Consider the following 17,512-nt stretch of genomic DNA (forward strand, 5'->3'; position numbering starts at 1 on the left):
CCCCTGCATGAATACAGAGGATCTATCTTCTTATTGAATATTTGACAGTATACGTTCAGCACCTAATTTTAACATTTTAATAAAGATATAATTTACAATCGTAAACATTACAAATAAAACGATAAACATAACCCACAGTCCGACATGAAGGAAGAAGTATAATACACTTACTCCCCCCACAATAATTAAAGCTATTAAAATATTAGCTAAAAAATTCCATAAAGTTGTATATCGACTTTTAAATAATTTCTGCTCTGTATCCCAATGAATATCTGCAGTTTGTGCGTCCCAGCGTGTTCCAATTAAATTAATTAACAGTAACCCGTTCGCACTTAGTAAAAACCACAGTATCATAAAGACTGGAGAAATCCCAGCTACAACTGCCATCGTAATACCGAATACTGCTAAAATGATTACATTAATTAACCAAGCAGTGATTGCTTTCGCAAAAAAGATATCCGCAGCCTTTACTGGTAAATAACGATTCACAAACCAAGAGTTTCCATCTCGCGAAAATGACGTTGTTGCAATGACGTTACTCCCCATTAAAAATAACGATGCACAAAGGCCAACACCTATTGCAAATCCCGTTGTCTCTGGATTGTTAATATACTCTGTAATAAACTTTAAATTTCCATCTTGCACAAATAAAATAAAGAACAACATAATTGGCATAACGAAAGTTTGTACAATGCAATTTAAGAAAAATTGTGGTGTACGGAATAACGTTTTAAATTCTTTTTTCACATACGCTTTTAAATGCGAACTTTGTACTGTTGATTTCTGTAAACCTTCCGCCGAAATAACTTGTTTCTTTGCTGTACTCGTTGAAAGTCCAATAACCCCTTTTAAATATGTACGCTCTGCTATGTAATAAAACAACACAAAGAAGACAAATGAAATAACTGCAAAGATTATTACATATAAAGGTCCCTTCCAATTTGCATTTTCTACTAATGCCACTGCTCCAAAATATGTAGTTGGAAAATAATTTGTCATTTGTACTAAAAGAGAAGATTGATTATTTACAAGGTATTCCGCAGCCCCATCTCCAGAAAACGCACTTTTATTTCTCCACTGCATAAATACGTTAATTCCTACAATAAATAATATACTTACGATTCCAATAAATATATTTCCTCGATCTTTATTTTTCGCTATATTTGTATACCTCATAATAATTGTCATCAGTAACGAAGCTAATACTAACGGCACGATTGGGAAGAGTAAGTAAATAAAAATCATATATATGTAATATGTAATAAATGCGCCACTTTTTAAACCGTACGTAATGAAGATTGGTAATAAAATAAATGAACTCATTACGTATTGTGTAATTAATACCGTTAAAAATTTTGCCGAAATAATTTGCGCTGGTTTTAATGGTAACGGCAGTAACATTTCAATATCATTGCTGTAGTAAAATACAGTTAAAATGTTCGTTATACTCATTAAAAATACCCATATACTCGCAATCGCAAGTCCCATTGCAATAATCATTCCCGGCCCTTGCCCTAATTGTTTCAGACCTTCATACATTCCGTGCGTCATCGAACCAAATATTAAAAATCCAACAAATAAAATAGCTGCAAATGAAAATAAATACGCCCATCGCTTCTTCTTATCTGCTATAAAATCTGCGTAATTTAACTTTAATAGTACCTTCGTTAACGTCCAAATTTTACTCATTGCCGGTCATCTCCAAGAACATTTTTTCAAGTGATTCATTGGATTTAAAATGATCTCTCATTTCATCTAAATTTCCTTTAAACTGCAAATTCCCCTTATTAATAATGGCAACCCGGTCACATATTTTTTCCGCTACTTCTAATACGTGTGTAGAGAAAAATACAATCTTTCCTTTATCCGCATGTTCTCTCATCATTTCTTTTAAAATATATGCAGATTTCGGATCAAGCCCTGTTAACGGTTCATCTAAAATCCATACATCTGGCTCATGCACGAGCACACCAATAATAACGATTTTTTGTCTCATACCGTGCGAATAACTTTGAATTTGATCAGATAATGCATTATAAAGATCAAACTTCTTCGCTAAAGACTCTATTCGTTCTTGTCTTACTTCTTTCGGCACTTCATACATATCAGCCATAAAGTTTAAATATTCAATTCCTTTTAAACGTAAAAACATATCCGGACTATCCGGCACATAACCAAACGTCTTCTTCGCTTCCATCGGCTCTTCCATAATATTTTTTCCGTTAATCGTAATAGTCCCTTTGTCCACTCCGTGAATACCAGTAATCATCTTAATTGTCGTTGATTTACCCGCACCATTCGGTCCTAAAAATCCAAAGATTTCGCCGCTAGGTACAGATAAACTTAAATCTTTTACTGCATAGGTAGACCCATTATAACTTTTTGACACATTCGTAATTTCAATCATTCCATCCAATCCTTTCCTTAATTACCAAATAACTATATTGATATTATAGCATACTTCTATTTTAAGATTTTTACATTTTTCAGTTTATTTAACCTTTAAAATAAATATACACCCCTAATCCAACAACTAAAACGACAGCTAGTATAATATAAATCATTGTTAATCGTTTAATATTCCCCTTTGTCGCTTTGCTATAATTTGCATCACCATTCCGCCCAATTAACACCGTCACAATGACAGTAATCACTACAAGTAATACAACGATCATGATCCAAGTTAGCATTTCTTCCTCCCCCTCCTTACAACCATTTTACAATATTATCCTCTTTATTTCGCAGCATATTTCCTCTTTTTACTATTATTATGAAGCAAACTGGAAAACTATTATTACCATTCCTATCCAATTGTGATATATTTGTAACATAACGTGACTTATTTCTAACAACGTAAGGAGGACCTATCATGAAAACAACTTGGATAAAATATTTAGGATTTCTCGGTTTCTTCGGTTTCCTCGGATTTTTTTATGAAAAAGGATTGTTTACTATGTTCTGTTTCTTCTCCTTTTTCACATCGTATAGAACAGTTCAACACGATGAACTGTTTGAACAAATTGTCAATAAATCGTGTCGCAATGCATTTATCGTTACATTACTAACTACCGCTATCATTATATTTATTGAAATGTTATTTCCAAACCCGGCGCTACAAGAAATTGATATCGCTCTTATTTTCGGCACACTCATTCTTACGTTCGGTTTTTCTATGTTCTTTTATGATAAACCTGTTGATGAAATGGAAGATGCACCATGGCGTTCGTAACGAGGATAAAAGAATACCGCGCAAAATTGAACATGACACAAGAAGATTTAGCGAAGAGCGTTAGTGTGCGACGTGAAACAATTAGTCATCTCGAAAAAGGTAAATACAATCCTTCCTTACAACTTGCTCACGATATAGCGAAGGCACTACATAGTACGATTGATGAGATTTTTATTTTTGAGGATAAATAAAAAATACCGTCATTCTTTCCAAGAAGAATGACGGTATTTCTCATTGATTATCCATATAAAACCGCATGAAATACGCCTAATAGTAAGTATTGATCCTGAATGTAATCTTCATCATATACATTCATCTCAATGTAATACATATCTTCCTCAAGACGAATATTCCAATCTGCAATTACATAGCCCTTTCGTAATAACTTTCCCATTCCAAATGAAGTTTTATGGACAACATATTCTTCTGCCTTATATGTAAAGGTAAATAAGAAATTTGCATCCAATAACTTTCCGTCACATACAAGTATTTCATGCTCTGCATCATGATTATCTTTGTACATTACTAAAATCCTTCTTTGGCGCTGCCTACTTACATCCTTTGCAATGACGCGAATATTGTCCTTACTATCCTTTATTTCATAAATAATATTACTACCAATTTTCGGAATAAAATCCAGCACTCTCATCAGCGTATTTTTATAATAGCCCCTTACTACACCTACTTGCTCACTTCCATTATAAACCTCTATCGGTGTCGTATCTGCTTTGCTATCACACAGTCGTTTGTAAGAAAGCTGCATCATTCGCTCTCCTCTTAAGTACTGATCAAACGTCACAGGATATTCTATCACGCGCAGTTCCTTATTTAACTCATATAAATAGCGTTGAACGCTCTCTATTAATGTTGTAGTAGATATAAGCTCTTGAAGTTCAAATTCTTGCCAGCTGGAAAAAACATTCCATTGGTTATGATCCTCTTCATAGAAGAAACCAAGAATTACCTCTTCACGGTCAGCCGTTTCATATTTCATAGGCACGTTCTGCCCATGTTGCACTTGTTCCATCCACTGTCCTAAATAAATGCCCAGCTCTGCAACCTTCATACATGATTTTTGAAAAAATACGCTGTCACTCGCGCAAATCGTTACATCTCCTTCGATAAAGCCCTTTGAATAAGCATCATACCGTGGCTCATCCTTCTGCGGGAGATTCTTGTCTAACTCAAATAAAAACTTTAACATTCTTTATTCACCTCTAGTTGTTACACTAATCATACATGACATCGCATCACGCTAGGAAACTATTTATATACGCATATTTAATTCACGCATTATAACACGTGAATGGCCTTGTATAGTAGCTCTATTTTTTTGTTCTATATCTTAGTATATGAATTTATATGAGCGATTTTTCAAATATATCTATCGCAACTTACAATATATCAACGATTTTTCAAATATATCTATCACAACTCACAATATATCAACGATTTTTTCAATATATCGATTTTTCGACAAATATCAGCATGATTAAAATGAAGCTACCTTTTCTTCCGCCACTTCTACAATTTCTAAAATTTGTAGCAGACTCTCCACTTCATAAGTCGGGTTAACATCTGTCCCGTTTTCTTTCAAACTCGGATTATACCAACACGTATCAATGCCGTAATCTTCTCCGCCTTTCATATCAGAAGTTAACGAATCTCCAACCATTAGTACGCTTGATTTATCAGTAATCCCAAACTTCTCAAACGCATAATCAAAAATCTCACGTGCTGGTTTTTGATGACCAACTTCTTCAGAAATAATAATGTGATCAAAGAAATTACATAAAGGCGAATTTCCGATTCTTGATTGTTGCACCTTCGTATATCCATTCGTAATAATACCTAACTTGCAATCTTGTAGATTTTCACATAATTGTACTGCGCCTTCTATAAGATGTACTTCCTTCCCTAAATTTTCAAGGTATACATCACTAAATTGCTGCGCATCTACGTCTATATTATGAATTGCAAATAATTGTCTAAATCGCTCTACGGCTAATTCACTTAGCGTAATCATTTTATTTTCTAAATCTCTCCATAATCCATTACTAATCTCTTTATAGCTTGCAAGATAATCATTATACCCTGTAGGCATGCCGAACTGTACAAACGCATTGTGTAATGCGTGTCTTTCCGTTTTTGGGAAATCTAATAATGTATCATCTACGTCGAATAATATAACTTTGTATTTCATGATGTTTTTCTCAACTCCTATATTCTCATAGCTTAATTATAACAACAATAAGAAAGGGAGGCTAATTAAAACCAGCCTCCCTTCTTTTTACTTTTCTTCCAGCAGTAACTCTTTCATTTCCTCTAACGACTCTTTCGTAAAGCCAAGAGCCCTTTCAGCGTATGCTTCAACTGATCCGTATTGCTTTTGAATTTCACCAATCGCAGCTTGCAAGTATTCAGCACGTGCTTCAAACATCGCACCTAATATCGCTCTACTCTCATCGTTTTGTAGTTTTGCACCTAAAAAGGCCATCATTTTCTCGTTTAACTTTTCACGGAAACCGTTACTTAGTAAATAATCTTCCATTACTGTTTTCTCTGGTACACCTAGTAAAAGTAATAATAATGCTGATCCAAATCCAGTACGGTCTTTCCCAGCTGTACAATGGTTTACTAACGGTAAGTTTTCCGGGTTTTGCGCTAAGTTTAAGAAGCTCACGAATGCCTCGTTACCACTTACGAAATCTTGATTCATTTTCACAAGATACTCACCTGGTTTTCCTAACATAGAAAGGTCACCAACTTGGAAAAACTCATTTATATTTAAGTCTTTCGCTAAGTCTTGCATAACTGGTAAGCACACTTGACGAGCACCTGTAATCTCAGGATTTGGCTTATGCTTTACCTCAAAGTCTGTACGATAGTCACAAATTAACTTTAAACCAGACTTTTGTAAATAGTCGATATCCCACTCTGTTAGTCCTGCTAATTCTTCAGAACGGTATAATTTGCCCCATTTCACTTTACGTCCATCTGTCGTTTCATATCCACCCATATCACGGAAGTTAAACGCACCTTGTAATGGCAATCTACGCTCAGCTACTGTCACTGCTTGTCCATTACTTCCTACTAGTCTAAAATATGGACGTTCATTTTCACTCGGGTTTTCAATTGTATATGATAATCCTCCATTTACAGTTGCAAGTAGTTCTCCATTTTCTTCAATATGATCTGGTGAAGTACTCCAATAAATACGAACTTCTTCTATATTATTTTCCCACTTTATTTGTAACGTATTATCTTCAATTCTTTCTACAGTTGCTTGTAGCCAATTTCTTTGCTGCTCCATTCTTTCACCAACGCTTTCTCTTATAGTCGAATCTTACTCTATTTTATTATACAAATATCTACTTTGTCGTTCTCATTTTTCTTTTTATCTTACAAACAGGCGAAAAGTTCTTTTACTTGTTCAAAATTTGTACACGGGTTCCCACTAGATGTGTCCCAGGGTATATCTTAAAACTCCCTCACATACCGCTCAGTACAACTCAGCAACTGACATCCGTTCTTTTCAAAAACATCCTTCATCCACTCATTTTGTATATTTGTCTCACCAATATAATAAGATGCACCTATTTCCTTTAAGACAAACATCGCACCTGCAAATAGTGCAGCTTCATATCCCTTGTTACGTATATTTGGAGTAACTGCGAAGTACATAAGTTTCCCTTCTTCTAACGTACCTCTTTCAATATGCGGGATTACAATTCCTATCGGCTCTTCATCGACACTCGCTGTTAAGCAATGTTCTTTCCATTGCTCACCAATTTCTTGTAGCATCATATGCACAAATTGATCATGAGCGACTGGTTCTCCCGTCGCTTCATTCCACAGTGAATAAAAAGCCTCTTCCCCTACTTCTTCAATTAACTTAAAATCAACTTCACTTTCTGCATCTTCTACTTCGTATATATCTTTAAATACAATCATGTTTTCAGTAATATATTCAAATGAATACGTTTCAAAACATTTTTTATACACATCATAATTTGGACTTTTTGAAGAGATTTCAAAATGTAGTTTTTCTAATCCATCTTTTTGAGCTTCAGCAACGCAATATTGCAACATCTCTTCTAATTGCTCTTCTGTAAAAACCTCTGCATTATTTTCTTTTATCATAATAGAAGAAGCACTTCTTCTTATTTTAAAATGTTTTTCTAACTGTTCTATCGTCGTCATATTCTTCCCTCATCTATATCATACTCGAATTTCTAATCGTTCTCCTTGCATGAGCAGGATTGTCCTTGAATATATAGAATACTAGAAAAGATCGCATCTTTAAAGTGCGGAGGAGGTTCTCCATTGGATATTACAGCATTGCAACAACAGTTAGAGCTTATACAACAAAATGACTATACGCAACTGCAACATATAGACGTAAATGAGTTAACTTTGAACATGCTTCAGTATATCGGAACGACTGATAGCTACGTTCGTTACCAACTTATATATAAATGTTTTGCGCATTTCATTCATCATGAATTCCTTATGGACGATCAGCTGAAATTACTTCTGCAAACTTGTTTAAGTGATGAGTATTTATATTGTGACATTTACTCCCCACATACAGATGGGGTTTTCACACGTTCTTACACTGTTTCGTTAATTGCGTTAATACTCCAATTCGCTAATTCGCACTACTTTTGTACAGAGGAGGATATCGAAGAAATAAAAAATAAACTCATTACATACACAAACTTAGAAACGGATTTTCGGGGCTATATCGAAAATAAAGGATGGGCTCATTGTCTTGCTCACATATCTGATGCTTTTACCGAAATTGTTCATAATACGTATACGACCTTTGAGTGGTACGAAGAATTAATTCATTGTTTATTAAATAAAATCTTTATTCCATCTGACCTTTTTCATAATAACGAAGATGAACGCATTGTTACTCCATTACTAGCAATGCTGTATCATGATTTTCCTCAAAACGAGTTAATTTCTATTATTCATAAAAAAATAAAAAGGCTTCCTCAAATTAGAAAACGCCTTTCGCTTAATGAGTATTGTATTTTATGTGCCAACATTAAAACCTTTTTACGCACATTATTTTTCAGAACGAAAGATGATCATAACTTAGCCTTTACAGCACGTAAAACAGAAAGAATGTTAAAAGAACTTCCTAATTACTATTAAAAACAAGGAGTCAAAACATGGGTTATATTGAAGACATGAGAAATTTAGTAGGAAATCATCCACTTATTTTAATAGGTTCGCACGCCATTATAGTAAATGAAAAAGGTGAAGTATTACTGCAGCTCCGTACAGACTTTAACCGCTGGGGCATTATTGGCGGCGCTTTAGAATATAACGAAACATTAGAAGACGCTTTAAAGCGAGAAGTATATGAAGAAACTGGACTTATTATTAAAAATCCAGAACTATTCCGTACATACTCAGGGCCAGATTTCTTTCAAATCTATCCAAATGGCGATCAAGTACACGGTGTACTCGTTGTTTATATTTGCCGAGAATTTTATGGGGAGCTTGTATGTGATAAAACTGAGTCAAAAGAATTACGTTTCTTTCCGCTTGATGAGTTACCTAGTACTCTTCATCCAGTCATTGAGAAGATTCTTCGCGATTTTCATCACTCCAATAAAAAATAGAAATCAAACAACCTCATTTCCCGTCATTACAACGTGAAATGAGGTTGTTATCGTTCACCGTAAATCCCTATTTTCCCAAAATGATATTAACGCTCTCTTTTTACAACTTTATATCCCTTTATAAAAAGGATAGTTATATAAGAAACAATAAATGAAAGAATAGTATACATGCCCACCCAAAAGAAAAATGCTGGATCGTGCACTGTAACATTTAACATAAGAAAAATAAGAAATGTTACTATTGGCATCACATAAAATGTACCTACTTTATATGCTCCAGCTATTGAAACAATACAAACAAGCAATGGATATATACAGAAAATAAAAATGATTTCACTCAACATTATGTCCCCCTTTCTGCAGAAATAATAGGTTTCTCGTACACATTTTGGGGAACAACAAAATTTTATTTTTTATCAATTATTAGTAAATATAATGTTAGATTGTTATCTCAATCTGATTTCCTTCAGGATCACTTACTACACTTTCATAATAACCATCCCCTGTAGTACGCGGCCCGTTTAACACTGAGTATCCTGCTTCTCTTAATGTATTAGTTAATTCGTTCACTTTTTCTTTACTATCTACTGAAAAAGCAATATGCGCATATCCTATTGTTTGTGTTTGTACTTTCTCGTCTATCCCTACCTGCTTCATAAGTTCTAGACGCGCACCGCCTTCAAAAGTTATGAAATAAGATTCAAACTGCTTTTTCGGATTGTGATATAAGCTATTTTCTTCACCACCAAAGTACTGTTTATAAAAATCACGCATTCTTTCTAAATCATTCACCCAAATTGCTACATGTTCAATTTTCATAATCGACACCTTTTTTTATGTTATTCAACTGGCAATTGGATGCTTCATTGCCAGTACATTTAATTTTCTTTATTTGTTCTCGTAATCATAAGATCAAGTCCAAGGCTTTTTAACCCATATAAATAATCTTCTTTCCAGTTGCTCACTGTTATTTTCGGAATATGTTCTGCCGGAATGTACTGCGGACAACTTTTTACAATCTGATCTATTACAATTTGGTTCACTTCATCATCACAGAAGATGAATCCATGAGGGTTAATAATAGCTATACATGTAGCTATTAAACGAGTAATAGCATCTATATTATATTCCTCTGGATTATTCGAATCTTCACTTCTCAAAGCTTGCAAGAAATTTTTATTATCGTACTGCGGGACGAAAGATATCTCTCCTGAGAAAAATGTGCTTCCGCGTACGACATCTCCATTTACCATAATCCCCGCACCTGGGCCATTTTGACCTGAATACAAATATACAAGAGAGGAATTTTCATTGTTTCCAGTATTTTTATGATAGCCGAGTACTGCAGCATTCATATCGTTTTCTATTACTACTGGTATAGAAAACAGTTCCTCCAAGTGACTTTTCAAATTAAAATTTTGGAACTTTTCATATCCAGGAATATAGAAAATACGCCCATTATCGACAGCACCAGGAACACCAATTGAGATTGAACTTATCTTTGGAAACGTAGCTATAAGACTTTCTATATGTTCTGTCAATACACTTAGACCCGTATCGATTAATGCACTTGAAGTACTGCCTTGTTCTTTTACTTCCCCTAAACAGTTAAAAATTGTATAGTTCGTCTCATTTTTTTCTAAAAATATCGCTAAACCTAACATATATTCTGGATTATATTCATATCGTTTTGCTCTTCTTCCACCACTTGAATCATCTAAACCGGCTAAAGTGACTTCACCGTCTTGTTTCATTTTTTCTATAAATTTACTTATCGTTGGAAAACTGATTTCTAATGTATTACTAAGTTCAACTTTCGTTGCACTACCTCGCTCTAGAAGAGCTGTACGAATGCCGCGAAGGATCGTCTCTTTAATCGATTTTTGAGTAACAAATTGTTCACTCAAATCGCTCACCACCTTAATCAACATACTTATTAAACACTTTTAATAAGTTGCGTTGACAATATATCATACATCATTTTCTAAAGCAATGAACACTCCCCCACTTAGCAAAGCTTGAAGTGGGGGTTTCTAACGTTTCGACCTAACGGACGATTAACGTCAGGGGAGTTAACACATTAGCGAGCTGTTTCACGCCTAACCCCTCTATCCCATTTGTCCATGCATTTGGGATTACCTTTCGTAAAATGTTAGCCGCAGCATTTACATCTGCATGAATTAAAGTTTTATTTGCTGAACGATATATGCCGCGCTTTATTCGTTTTCCTGAAAAAGTTGTATTTTGGTCATTTTCTCCATACGTTGGAATGAAGTCGTTATCCAGAAAACTTGCTTTCGATGTATATGATTCTTCAGTTACAACAACTTGAATGCCTACAGCATTTGCTTTGTATGTAATCATTTGAATCAATAAACTATGTGGGATATGACAAAACGTTTGGTTATTTCTTTTTCCCATATTCGTTTCTTGTTTCCAACTTTTGTTTTGACCAATAACAATTTTACAAACTTCTTCTTCTTGAGCTAGTTTTACGATATGGTGACTAACTTTATGGAAGACGTCTTTTATTTTCAAGTAACGTTTTTGATGAAGTTTTTCTATCCTTTTAGAAGTAAAAGGTCCTTCATTCGTTTGTTTTCCATTTCTAAGAATGCTTGTAAAATGACTCTTCATTTTGTTGTAATATTGATTTATGCTTTTGATATGTTTGCCCTTAACAAGGACAGGTTTCATACCTGTGTTTGTTACGATGGTTGCAAGGTTATCAATCCCTAAATCAATACTCATATAACGAGCATTCTCTTCAATCATTTGTTGTTCAGAAGGAACATCAATTACCAATTCCACTACATATTCATTGTATTTTGGAATCACACGAACTTGTTTCAGTTTACCTTCAGTGAAACCTAGTTTCCCAATATTTAATTGCAATTTCGTCTTTGGAAACTTTAAAAATCTACCGTTTTTAATGATGCAATCTTGGTTTGTATACAGAATCTCTTTTTCAGAAGAACGAATATACTTTGGAATCCTAGGCGTTCCAGCATATTTGTTTGGATTCTTTTTATAGTCTTTTAAACTAGCAAAAAAAGATTTCCAATTTTGGAACAAACCCTTCATGATTGACTGGCTACATTGCGTAGGCAAAGCTCGATAATCATTTTGAATCATAGCCTTAAATAGTGCATCTAGAAAGTTGTAATCTACATAAGGTTTTTCAAAATTAGGTTCTGAAAACAAATTACATGTAATCTCTTTCTGTTCTTCTTTAGGCTTTAATTTCTCTTTTTCCAATTTCTTCTGATAGGCAAGACGTTGTGTGTCATTCATCTTACCAATATTTTTATGAATATGATCCAGAACTTCTTTTTGCAAAGGCTGCAACTCTTTTTCTTGCGTTAATCCAGTGTACACCTGGCGTATATAAAAGTTTGTGGTGTTGTACATGTTCTTAGCGTTATGACAACATTCTTGAAAATAAGAATACATACGATGCCCTTTTTTAATCCAAATTTGAAGAGTTTTATAGTTTGACGGATTTTCCTTTGTCATTTTATTCACCTCCTTGTTAAGGATATTATAGCAAAACGGAACGTATGTTTCTATTGTTTTCTTGAAAATAAAATATTTCTTTCGATTCACCTCACCACCTTCACTTACGTTTAGAGGTGGGAGTCCTCTCGAAAGGCATGATAGAAACTTACAGCAAACGAGAAAACCGGCAAAACAAATACGAAAAAGAGCGTTTCAAGAAGTAAGTAATGTCTTCGTACGATTTTCCGTACTATTTTTCTTTATATGAAACATCTTTCACCTTTTCTATACGATACGACATCTGTTTATTCATGCACTCATAAAAAACGATTTCTATAAGTCTATCGTTTTAATAACTTTAGCTGGGTTTCCACCAACAACTACATTATTAGGTACATCTTTTGTCACAACTGCCCCTGAAGCAATTACAACATTATCTCCAATTGAAATACCAGGGTTAATAATAGCGCCTCCGCCAACCCAGACATTGTTACCTATCTTTACCGGTTTTCCATATTCTTTGCCAGAGTTTCGTTCCACCGGATGTAATGGATGAGTAGCAGTATAAATGTGAACACCAGGTGCAAACATACAATTATCACCGATTCGAACTTCACAAACGTCCAAAATCACACAATTGAAATTTGCGAAAAAGCTCTTTCCAACATGAATATTGTAGCCGTAATCACAACGAAAATCAGGATTAATTTGTGCTTTCCCATCAGTTGAAGAACCTAAAAGCTGATTTAATAACGTAAAACGCCTCTCATCTCCTGTCTCCATCGCCTCGTTATAAAGGCGTGTTAAACGTTTTGCCTCCACCCTATCAGCCACCAATTCTTCGTCATCCGCAATATACATTTCTCCTGCCACCATCTTTTCTTTCTCCGTTTTCATACATTCATCTCCTTTTTTATTGAATGAGATTCACTTATTAAACACCTTTAATAAGTGCCTTTAATTAAACTTATTAAACACGTTTAATAAGTAACCTTATATTAGCATACTTTTTCATATATGCAACTAATAAGTTCGGAAAAGAAGTGCGAACTCCTTGCTCTACGTATCGATATGAAGAATAATTTATATCGAAAAACGAGGGAACGCTCAGCGCCCCCTCTCAAATCCAATCCGTTTTTTAATTTCCGCTAAATTTACCTTCGCGATTTTTTTTGCTCGCTCAGCACCTTTTTCTAAAGCTTCGTATAATAAATTCGGCTCATTCATATACATACTATATTTCTCACGAGGTCCAGCTAACTCACGGTCTACAACGCGAAACAACTCTTTTTTCACATCGCCCCATCCGATTCCAGTCTCATACTTTTCACGCATCGACTGTATTTCATCTTCCATCGCAAACTCTTTATATATCATAAATAATGTTTCTAATTCTTTCGATTCATTTGGAAGTGAAGAATCTGTTTTGATTTTAAATATTAACTTTCGTAGTTTTTCTTTCTCTGCAAATAATGGGATTACATTCCCGTAACTTTTACTCATCTTTCTTCCATCAAGTCCTGGTAATATTGCTCCTTCTTCTTGCACTACATACTCCGGAAGTGTAAATGTCGTGCCTAATGTATGATTAAAATACGTCGCAATATCACGTACAATTTCAATATGCTGAATTTGATCTTTCCCAACTGGTACATGAGTAGCTTGAAATAGTAATATATCCGCCGCCATTAAAATCGGATACGTATATAATCCCATATTCACTCCTGCATCTACCTCTAAACCCGCTTCTTTATTTTGCTCCACCTTCGCTTTATACGCATGAGCACGGTTCATAAGACCTTTCGGAGTTAGGCAAGCTAAAATCCAAGCTAATTCTAGAATCTCCGATACTTCTGTTTGCCGATAAAAAACAACATCTTCCCCAAGTCCAAGCGATAACCAAGTAGCTGCTACCTCTTTCGTATAACTGCTGAACTTCTCTGGATCATGAACAGCATTTAATGCATGATAATCAGCTATAAAGTACAATGCTTTTCCTTCATTATTCTTTGACATTTGCAATGCAGGTTTAATCGCACCAATATAATTTCCTAAATGCGGATAACCTGTCGGCTTAATTCCTGTTAACATTATTTTTTCACTCACACTAACTCCTCCTTTCTCAAAATAAAAAGAGCCTCTCATCCTTAAAAAGGACGAGAGGCTCCCGCGGTACCACCTTAATTAGCTATCATTAGCTCACTTCATACTTCAATAACGTGAAGTAACCGTCTTTACCTACTCATTTCAGTTAGAAGCTCCAGAGCCCATTCCATATTCATCCCTTACTGATTTCCACCACACATCAGCTCTCTAAAAAGTTTCGAATATGTACTCTTCTCTTTCATTGCTTTTTCGTTATTTTTTACAGTTTATCACATTTCACTTCCAAACAAATCCTAATTTTCTATTTTATATAGCAGGAATTTCCACTTCAATTGTCTAATGTTATATAGGTTTGCAGAAATATTCGAAACAACTTTGGAGGTTTTTTCATGGTAAAATATATATCAATTTTAGGTTCAACAGGATCCATCGGCACATCTGCATTAGATGTCGTTTCAGCTCATCCAGAACATTTTAAAATCGTCGGTTTAACCGCAAATTATAATATCGATCTTCTTGAGCAACAAATCAAAACGTTTCAACCTCGTATTGTAAGCGTTGCGACAAAAGACTTAGCAGACAAGCTTCGTACGCGTATTTCAGCAAATACAAAAATCACACACGGGACTGATGGCTTAATTGCAGTAGCTACTCACCCTGATTCAAATCTTGTATTAAGCTCTGTTGTAGGTGTTTCAGGATTACTCCCAACAATTGAAGCATTAAAAGCGAAGAAAGATATCGCTATTGCTAATAAAGAAACTTTGGTTGCAGCTGGACATATCGTAACTGAACTAGCGAAACAAAACGGATGTCGCTTAATTCCAGTAGATAGTGAGCATTCAGCTATTTTCCAATGTTTAAACGGAGAAAATAATAAAGAGATTGAGAAGTTAATTGTAACAGCTTCCGGTGGTGCTTTTCGTGATAAAACACGTGAAGAAATGCAAACATTACAAGCTAAGGACGCTTTAAAACATCCAAACTGGTTAATGGGTGCAAAACTAACGATTGATTCTGCCACATTAATGAATAAAGGCTTTGAAGTAATGGAAGCGAGATGGCTATTTGATATTCCGTATGAAAAAATTGATGTAATGATTCATAAAGAAAGTATCATTCATTCTTTAGTAGAATTTATTGATGGATCAGTTATGGCACAGCTCGGTGCTCCTGATATGAGAATGCCGATTCAATATGCGTTTCACTATCCTACTCGGCTACCTTCTTCCTATGAAAAATTAAATTTATTAGAAATCGGTAGTTTACATTTTAAAAAACCAGATTTAGAGAAGTTCCCTTGTCTACAATACGCATATGAATGTGGCAAAATCGGTGGTACTACTCCCGCTGTATTAAATGCAGCAAATGAAATTGCGAATGCACTATACTTAAAAAATGAAATTGCCTTTTTCGATATTGAAAAAACAATTTACAAAACAGTTGAAGCTCATCATAATGTAAAAGATCCTTCACTTGATGCTATATTGGAAGCGGATCAATGGGCACGCCAATATGCAAATGAATTGTTAATAAAAAAGAGCTAAAACAGTTCCCACTGTTTTAGCTCTTTTTTTCATGTATTCAACTTAACAAATCTATAACCGTGTGTAACTAACACTTTTAATATCGCATATCCTGGAATGGCTAAAATAATGCCCATAATCCCGAATAAGTTTCCGGCAGTTAAAATGATAAATATGATTGTAATTGGGTGAATATCTAACTTCTTACCCATAACTTGCGGAGAAATAAATTTACCTTCTGCTAATTGTACAACCATCATTACAATAATTACCTTTAAAACCATCCCTGGCGAATCAATAAACGCAATAATTAACGCTGGTGTAATTGCGATAATTGGTCCTACGTACGGAACGATATTTACAATCATCGCTAAAATAGCGAGTAGTACTGCATATTTAATACCGATAATAAGGTAACCGATTAATAGCATAATACCGATAAACAAGCTAACTATAATTTGCCCTCTAATGTACGAACTAATCGCATAATGCATATCATCTAGTATTCTCATTGCTGCTGGTTGTCTTTGCTCTGAAATAAACTTTAAAAAGTGATTCGGCAATTGCTCACCATCTTTTAAAAGATAGAACAATATAAATGGAACCATTACAAATGTTAAAACAACCTCTGTAACAGTACTCAAAAATCCAGTTACATTCCCAGTTACTGATGATAATGACTTTGTAAAATCAACTGTGTATTCTTTTACCATATTCGCAACATTAATATTTAAATTCTCTTGAATTTTACCGAGTAAATTACTTTCCCCGAATCTACGTGCTGCTTGTTCAATCTCATGGCCAAAATACGGTAAGTTATCAATTAATGCATCAATTTGATCTTTAATAATAGGGATAACCGTTACAACTAAAAATACAAATAATCCTAGTACGATTAAATATATGGAAGCTATCGATACGATTCTTGAAACACCTTTCTTTTCTAAAAGCGAAACGAATGGATGTAAAATATAGAATAGCACGCCTGCTAATAGTACTGGGAAGAAAATTGTTTTTAAAAATACGATAAACGGTGTAAAAACAAATGATATTTTTGTTAGCAATAAAATATTAATGAACAATAACGCAAATCCAAGTAATACCGCCAAATAATTTTGTTCTCTAAAAAACTTTCTTAACTTATCTCTTTTTCTTATATTTATTTTCTCCAATGAAACCACCTCTTCGAATGATGAAAAGCCCTTATTCAGGGCTCTTCATCATAATCTATATATCTATTTCTTTGCAGCTTTCACTACAAATGATACAATAAAAATTAACACGATTGCACCTAATAATGCTGGCACGACATGAATCCCACCAAATGATGGCCCAAAGGATCCAAATAATCTACCACCTAACGAAGCACCTAATAAACCTGCGATAATATTTCCGAACATACCACCTGGGAAATTTTTACCTGTTATAGAACTAGCAATTGCACCTATAATAGCACCAACTATTAATGTGATAATCCATCCCATTTTTAGTCCTCCATTTCTATTATAGTTTGT

The 17,512-nt window shown here is 34.4% G+C and carries 20 protein-coding genes and 1 other annotated feature; of the genes, 5 read left to right on the forward strand and 15 right to left on the reverse strand.

Annotation, left to right across the window (positions count from 1 at the left end; genetic code table 11):
* Window positions 1-30 precede the first annotated feature (30 nt).
* The 3 genes from N2V79_RS15875 to N2V79_RS15885 all read right to left on the reverse strand — a co-directional run bounded on the left by N2V79_RS15875 (window position 31) and on the right by N2V79_RS15885 (window position 2,690).
* A complete protein-coding gene (locus tag N2V79_RS15875; protein ID WP_090977564.1) occupies window positions 31-1,689 on the reverse strand; it encodes a putative ABC transporter permease subunit in 1,659 nt (552 codons plus the stop codon).
* Window positions 1,682-2,407, reverse strand: a complete 726-nt coding sequence (locus N2V79_RS15880; protein ID WP_000570204.1) for an ABC transporter ATP-binding protein — start codon at window positions 2,405-2,407, stop codon at window positions 1,682-1,684. The genes N2V79_RS15875 and N2V79_RS15880 overlap by 8 nt, the downstream gene beginning before the upstream one ends.
* 88 nt (window positions 2,408-2,495) lie before the next feature.
* On the reverse strand, window positions 2,496-2,690 hold the full coding sequence (locus tag N2V79_RS15885; protein WP_340720059.1) for a hypothetical protein: 195 nt from the start codon (window positions 2,688-2,690) through the stop codon (window positions 2,496-2,498).
* 179 nt (window positions 2,691-2,869) lie between these two features.
* Between N2V79_RS15885 and N2V79_RS15890 the strand changes: the two genes are divergently transcribed.
* Together N2V79_RS15890 and N2V79_RS15895 are read left to right on the forward strand one after the other, a co-directional pair.
* Complete coding sequence (locus N2V79_RS15890; RefSeq protein ID WP_000859208.1) at window positions 2,870-3,229, forward strand: DUF3796 domain-containing protein; 360 nt, start codon at window positions 2,870-2,872, stop codon at window positions 3,227-3,229.
* Window positions 3,217-3,420: a helix-turn-helix transcriptional regulator gene (locus N2V79_RS15895; RefSeq protein WP_078400306.1), complete on the forward strand. Its 204-nt coding sequence runs from the start codon at window positions 3,217-3,219 to the stop codon at window positions 3,418-3,420. Before N2V79_RS15890 ends, N2V79_RS15895 begins: the two co-directional genes overlap by 13 nt.
* Before the next feature lie 47 nt (window positions 3,421-3,467).
* On the opposite strand, the gene N2V79_RS15900 is transcribed toward N2V79_RS15895, so the two are convergent.
* The 4 genes from N2V79_RS15900 to N2V79_RS15915 all read right to left on the reverse strand — a co-directional run bounded on the left by N2V79_RS15900 (window position 3,468) and on the right by N2V79_RS15915 (window position 7,432).
* Window positions 3,468-4,433: a tubby C-terminal domain-like protein gene (locus tag N2V79_RS15900; RefSeq protein ID WP_340720060.1), complete on the reverse strand. Its 966-nt coding sequence runs from the start codon at window positions 4,431-4,433 to the stop codon at window positions 3,468-3,470.
* Window positions 4,434-4,721: 288 nt separating this feature from the next.
* Window positions 4,722-5,432 (reverse strand): YjjG family noncanonical pyrimidine nucleotidase, encoded by a 711-nt coding sequence (locus tag N2V79_RS15905; protein ID WP_340720061.1) that lies wholly within the window; start codon window positions 5,430-5,432, stop codon window positions 4,722-4,724.
* Between the two features lie 87 nt (window positions 5,433-5,519).
* The gene (locus N2V79_RS15910) at window positions 5,520-6,542 is read right to left on the reverse strand and encodes a tyrosine-protein phosphatase (RefSeq protein WP_088022264.1); all 1,023 of its coding nucleotides are present in this window, start codon (window positions 6,540-6,542) and stop codon (window positions 5,520-5,522) included.
* A gap of 167 nt (window positions 6,543-6,709) precedes the next feature.
* The gene (locus N2V79_RS15915; RefSeq protein WP_000207414.1) at window positions 6,710-7,432 is read right to left on the reverse strand and encodes a GNAT family N-acetyltransferase; all 723 of its coding nucleotides are present in this window, start codon (window positions 7,430-7,432) and stop codon (window positions 6,710-6,712) included.
* Window positions 7,433-7,555: 123 nt separating this feature from the next.
* Here N2V79_RS15915 and N2V79_RS15920 point away from each other — a divergent pair, with 123 nt between their 5' ends.
* Entirely contained in the window at window positions 7,556-8,395 is an 840-nt protein-coding gene (locus N2V79_RS15920; protein ID WP_000355450.1) for a DUF2785 domain-containing protein, read from the forward strand.
* 17 nt (window positions 8,396-8,412) lie between these two features.
* A complete protein-coding gene (locus tag N2V79_RS15925; RefSeq protein ID WP_063220409.1) occupies window positions 8,413-8,868 on the forward strand; it encodes an NUDIX hydrolase in 456 nt (151 codons plus the stop codon).
* 86 nt (window positions 8,869-8,954) lie between these two features.
* On the opposite strand, the gene N2V79_RS15930 is transcribed toward N2V79_RS15925, so the two are convergent.
* The 6 genes from N2V79_RS15930 to N2V79_RS15955 all read right to left on the reverse strand — a co-directional run bounded on the left by N2V79_RS15930 (window position 8,955) and on the right by N2V79_RS15955 (window position 14,472).
* Window positions 8,955-9,209, reverse strand: coding sequence for a YbeF family protein (locus tag N2V79_RS15930; RefSeq protein WP_001289515.1), 255 nt, complete (start codon window positions 9,207-9,209; stop codon window positions 8,955-8,957).
* Between the two features lie 97 nt (window positions 9,210-9,306).
* Window positions 9,307-9,687: a VOC family protein gene (locus N2V79_RS15935; RefSeq protein WP_000687573.1), complete on the reverse strand. Its 381-nt coding sequence runs from the start codon at window positions 9,685-9,687 to the stop codon at window positions 9,307-9,309.
* Between the two features lie 59 nt (window positions 9,688-9,746).
* The gene (locus tag N2V79_RS15940) at window positions 9,747-10,775 is read right to left on the reverse strand and encodes an ROK family transcriptional regulator (protein WP_000003038.1); all 1,029 of its coding nucleotides are present in this window, start codon (window positions 10,773-10,775) and stop codon (window positions 9,747-9,749) included.
* A 139-nt stretch (window positions 10,776-10,914) separates the two neighbouring features.
* Complete coding sequence (locus tag N2V79_RS15945; RefSeq protein ID WP_340720062.1) at window positions 10,915-12,384, reverse strand: RNA-guided endonuclease InsQ/TnpB family protein; 1,470 nt, start codon at window positions 12,382-12,384, stop codon at window positions 10,915-10,917.
* A 315-nt stretch (window positions 12,385-12,699) separates the two neighbouring features.
* On the reverse strand, window positions 12,700-13,263 hold the full coding sequence (locus tag N2V79_RS15950) for a maltose O-acetyltransferase (RefSeq protein WP_000845630.1): 564 nt from the start codon (window positions 13,261-13,263) through the stop codon (window positions 12,700-12,702).
* A 210-nt stretch (window positions 13,264-13,473) separates the two neighbouring features.
* Window positions 13,474-14,472, reverse strand: coding sequence for a tryptophan--tRNA ligase (locus N2V79_RS15955; RefSeq protein WP_001290880.1), 999 nt, complete (start codon window positions 14,470-14,472; stop codon window positions 13,474-13,476).
* Window positions 14,473-14,515: 43 nt separating this feature from the next.
* Window positions 14,516-14,723 (reverse strand) — a binding site (T-box leader).
* A 138-nt stretch (window positions 14,724-14,861) separates the two neighbouring features.
* Here N2V79_RS15955 and N2V79_RS15960 point away from each other — a divergent pair.
* Complete coding sequence (locus tag N2V79_RS15960) at window positions 14,862-16,019, forward strand: 1-deoxy-D-xylulose-5-phosphate reductoisomerase (protein ID WP_340720063.1); 1,158 nt, start codon at window positions 14,862-14,864, stop codon at window positions 16,017-16,019.
* 29 nt (window positions 16,020-16,048) lie between these two features.
* Here N2V79_RS15960 and N2V79_RS15965 read toward each other — a convergent pair whose 3' ends face one another.
* Together N2V79_RS15965 and N2V79_RS15970 are read right to left on the reverse strand one after the other, a co-directional pair.
* The gene (locus tag N2V79_RS15965; RefSeq protein ID WP_000411485.1) at window positions 16,049-17,170 is read right to left on the reverse strand and encodes an AI-2E family transporter; all 1,122 of its coding nucleotides are present in this window, start codon (window positions 17,168-17,170) and stop codon (window positions 16,049-16,051) included.
* Window positions 17,171-17,233: 63 nt separating this feature from the next.
* Entirely contained in the window at window positions 17,234-17,482 is a 249-nt protein-coding gene (locus N2V79_RS15970; protein WP_000539730.1) for a GlsB/YeaQ/YmgE family stress response membrane protein, read from the reverse strand.
* Between the last annotated feature and the right edge of the window lie 30 nt (window positions 17,483-17,512).

The sequence above is a fragment of the Bacillus sp. CH_70 genome (assembly GCF_038007045.1).
In the GTDB taxonomy this organism is placed as follows: Bacteria; Bacillota; Bacilli; order Bacillales; family Bacillaceae_G; genus Bacillus_A; species Bacillus_A cereus.

Bases quoted from the DNA above. Each gene is read 5' to 3' on its own strand.
- N2V79_RS15875 (WP_090977564.1), bottom strand. From the start codon at position 1,689: ATGAGTAAAATTTGGACGTTAACGAAGGTACTATTAAAGTTAAATTAC.
- N2V79_RS15880 (WP_000570204.1), bottom strand. From the start codon at position 2,407: ATGATTGAAATTACGAATGTGTCAAAAAGTTATAATGGGTCTACCTAT.
- N2V79_RS15885 (WP_340720059.1), bottom strand. From the start codon at position 2,690: ATGCTAACTTGGATCATGATCGTTGTATTACTTGTAGTGATTACTGTC.
- N2V79_RS15890 (WP_000859208.1), top strand. From the start codon at position 2,870: ATGAAAACAACTTGGATAAAATATTTAGGATTTCTCGGTTTCTTCGGT.
- N2V79_RS15895 (WP_078400306.1), top strand. From the start codon at position 3,217: ATGGCGTTCGTAACGAGGATAAAAGAATACCGCGCAAAATTGAACATG.
- N2V79_RS15900 (WP_340720060.1), bottom strand. From the start codon at position 4,433: ATGTTAAAGTTTTTATTTGAGTTAGACAAGAATCTCCCGCAGAAGGAT.
- N2V79_RS15905 (WP_340720061.1), bottom strand. From the start codon at position 5,432: ATGAAATACAAAGTTATATTATTCGACGTAGATGATACATTATTAGAT.
- N2V79_RS15910 (WP_088022264.1), bottom strand. From the start codon at position 6,542: ATGGAGCAGCAAAGAAATTGGCTACAAGCAACTGTAGAAAGAATTGAA.
- N2V79_RS15915 (WP_000207414.1), bottom strand. From the start codon at position 7,432: ATGACGACGATAGAACAGTTAGAAAAACATTTTAAAATAAGAAGAAGT.
- N2V79_RS15925 (WP_063220409.1), top strand. From the start codon at position 8,413: ATGGGTTATATTGAAGACATGAGAAATTTAGTAGGAAATCATCCACTT.
- N2V79_RS15935 (WP_000687573.1), bottom strand. From the start codon at position 9,687: ATGAAAATTGAACATGTAGCAATTTGGGTGAATGATTTAGAAAGAATG.
- N2V79_RS15945 (WP_340720062.1), bottom strand. From the start codon at position 12,384: ATGACAAAGGAAAATCCGTCAAACTATAAAACTCTTCAAATTTGGATT.
- N2V79_RS15950 (WP_000845630.1), bottom strand. From the start codon at position 13,263: ATGAAAACGGAGAAAGAAAAGATGGTGGCAGGAGAAATGTATATTGCG.
- N2V79_RS15960 (WP_340720063.1), top strand. From the start codon at position 14,862: ATGGTAAAATATATATCAATTTTAGGTTCAACAGGATCCATCGGCACA.
- N2V79_RS15970 (WP_000539730.1), bottom strand. From the start codon at position 17,482: ATGGGATGGATTATCACATTAATAGTTGGTGCTATTATAGGTGCAATT.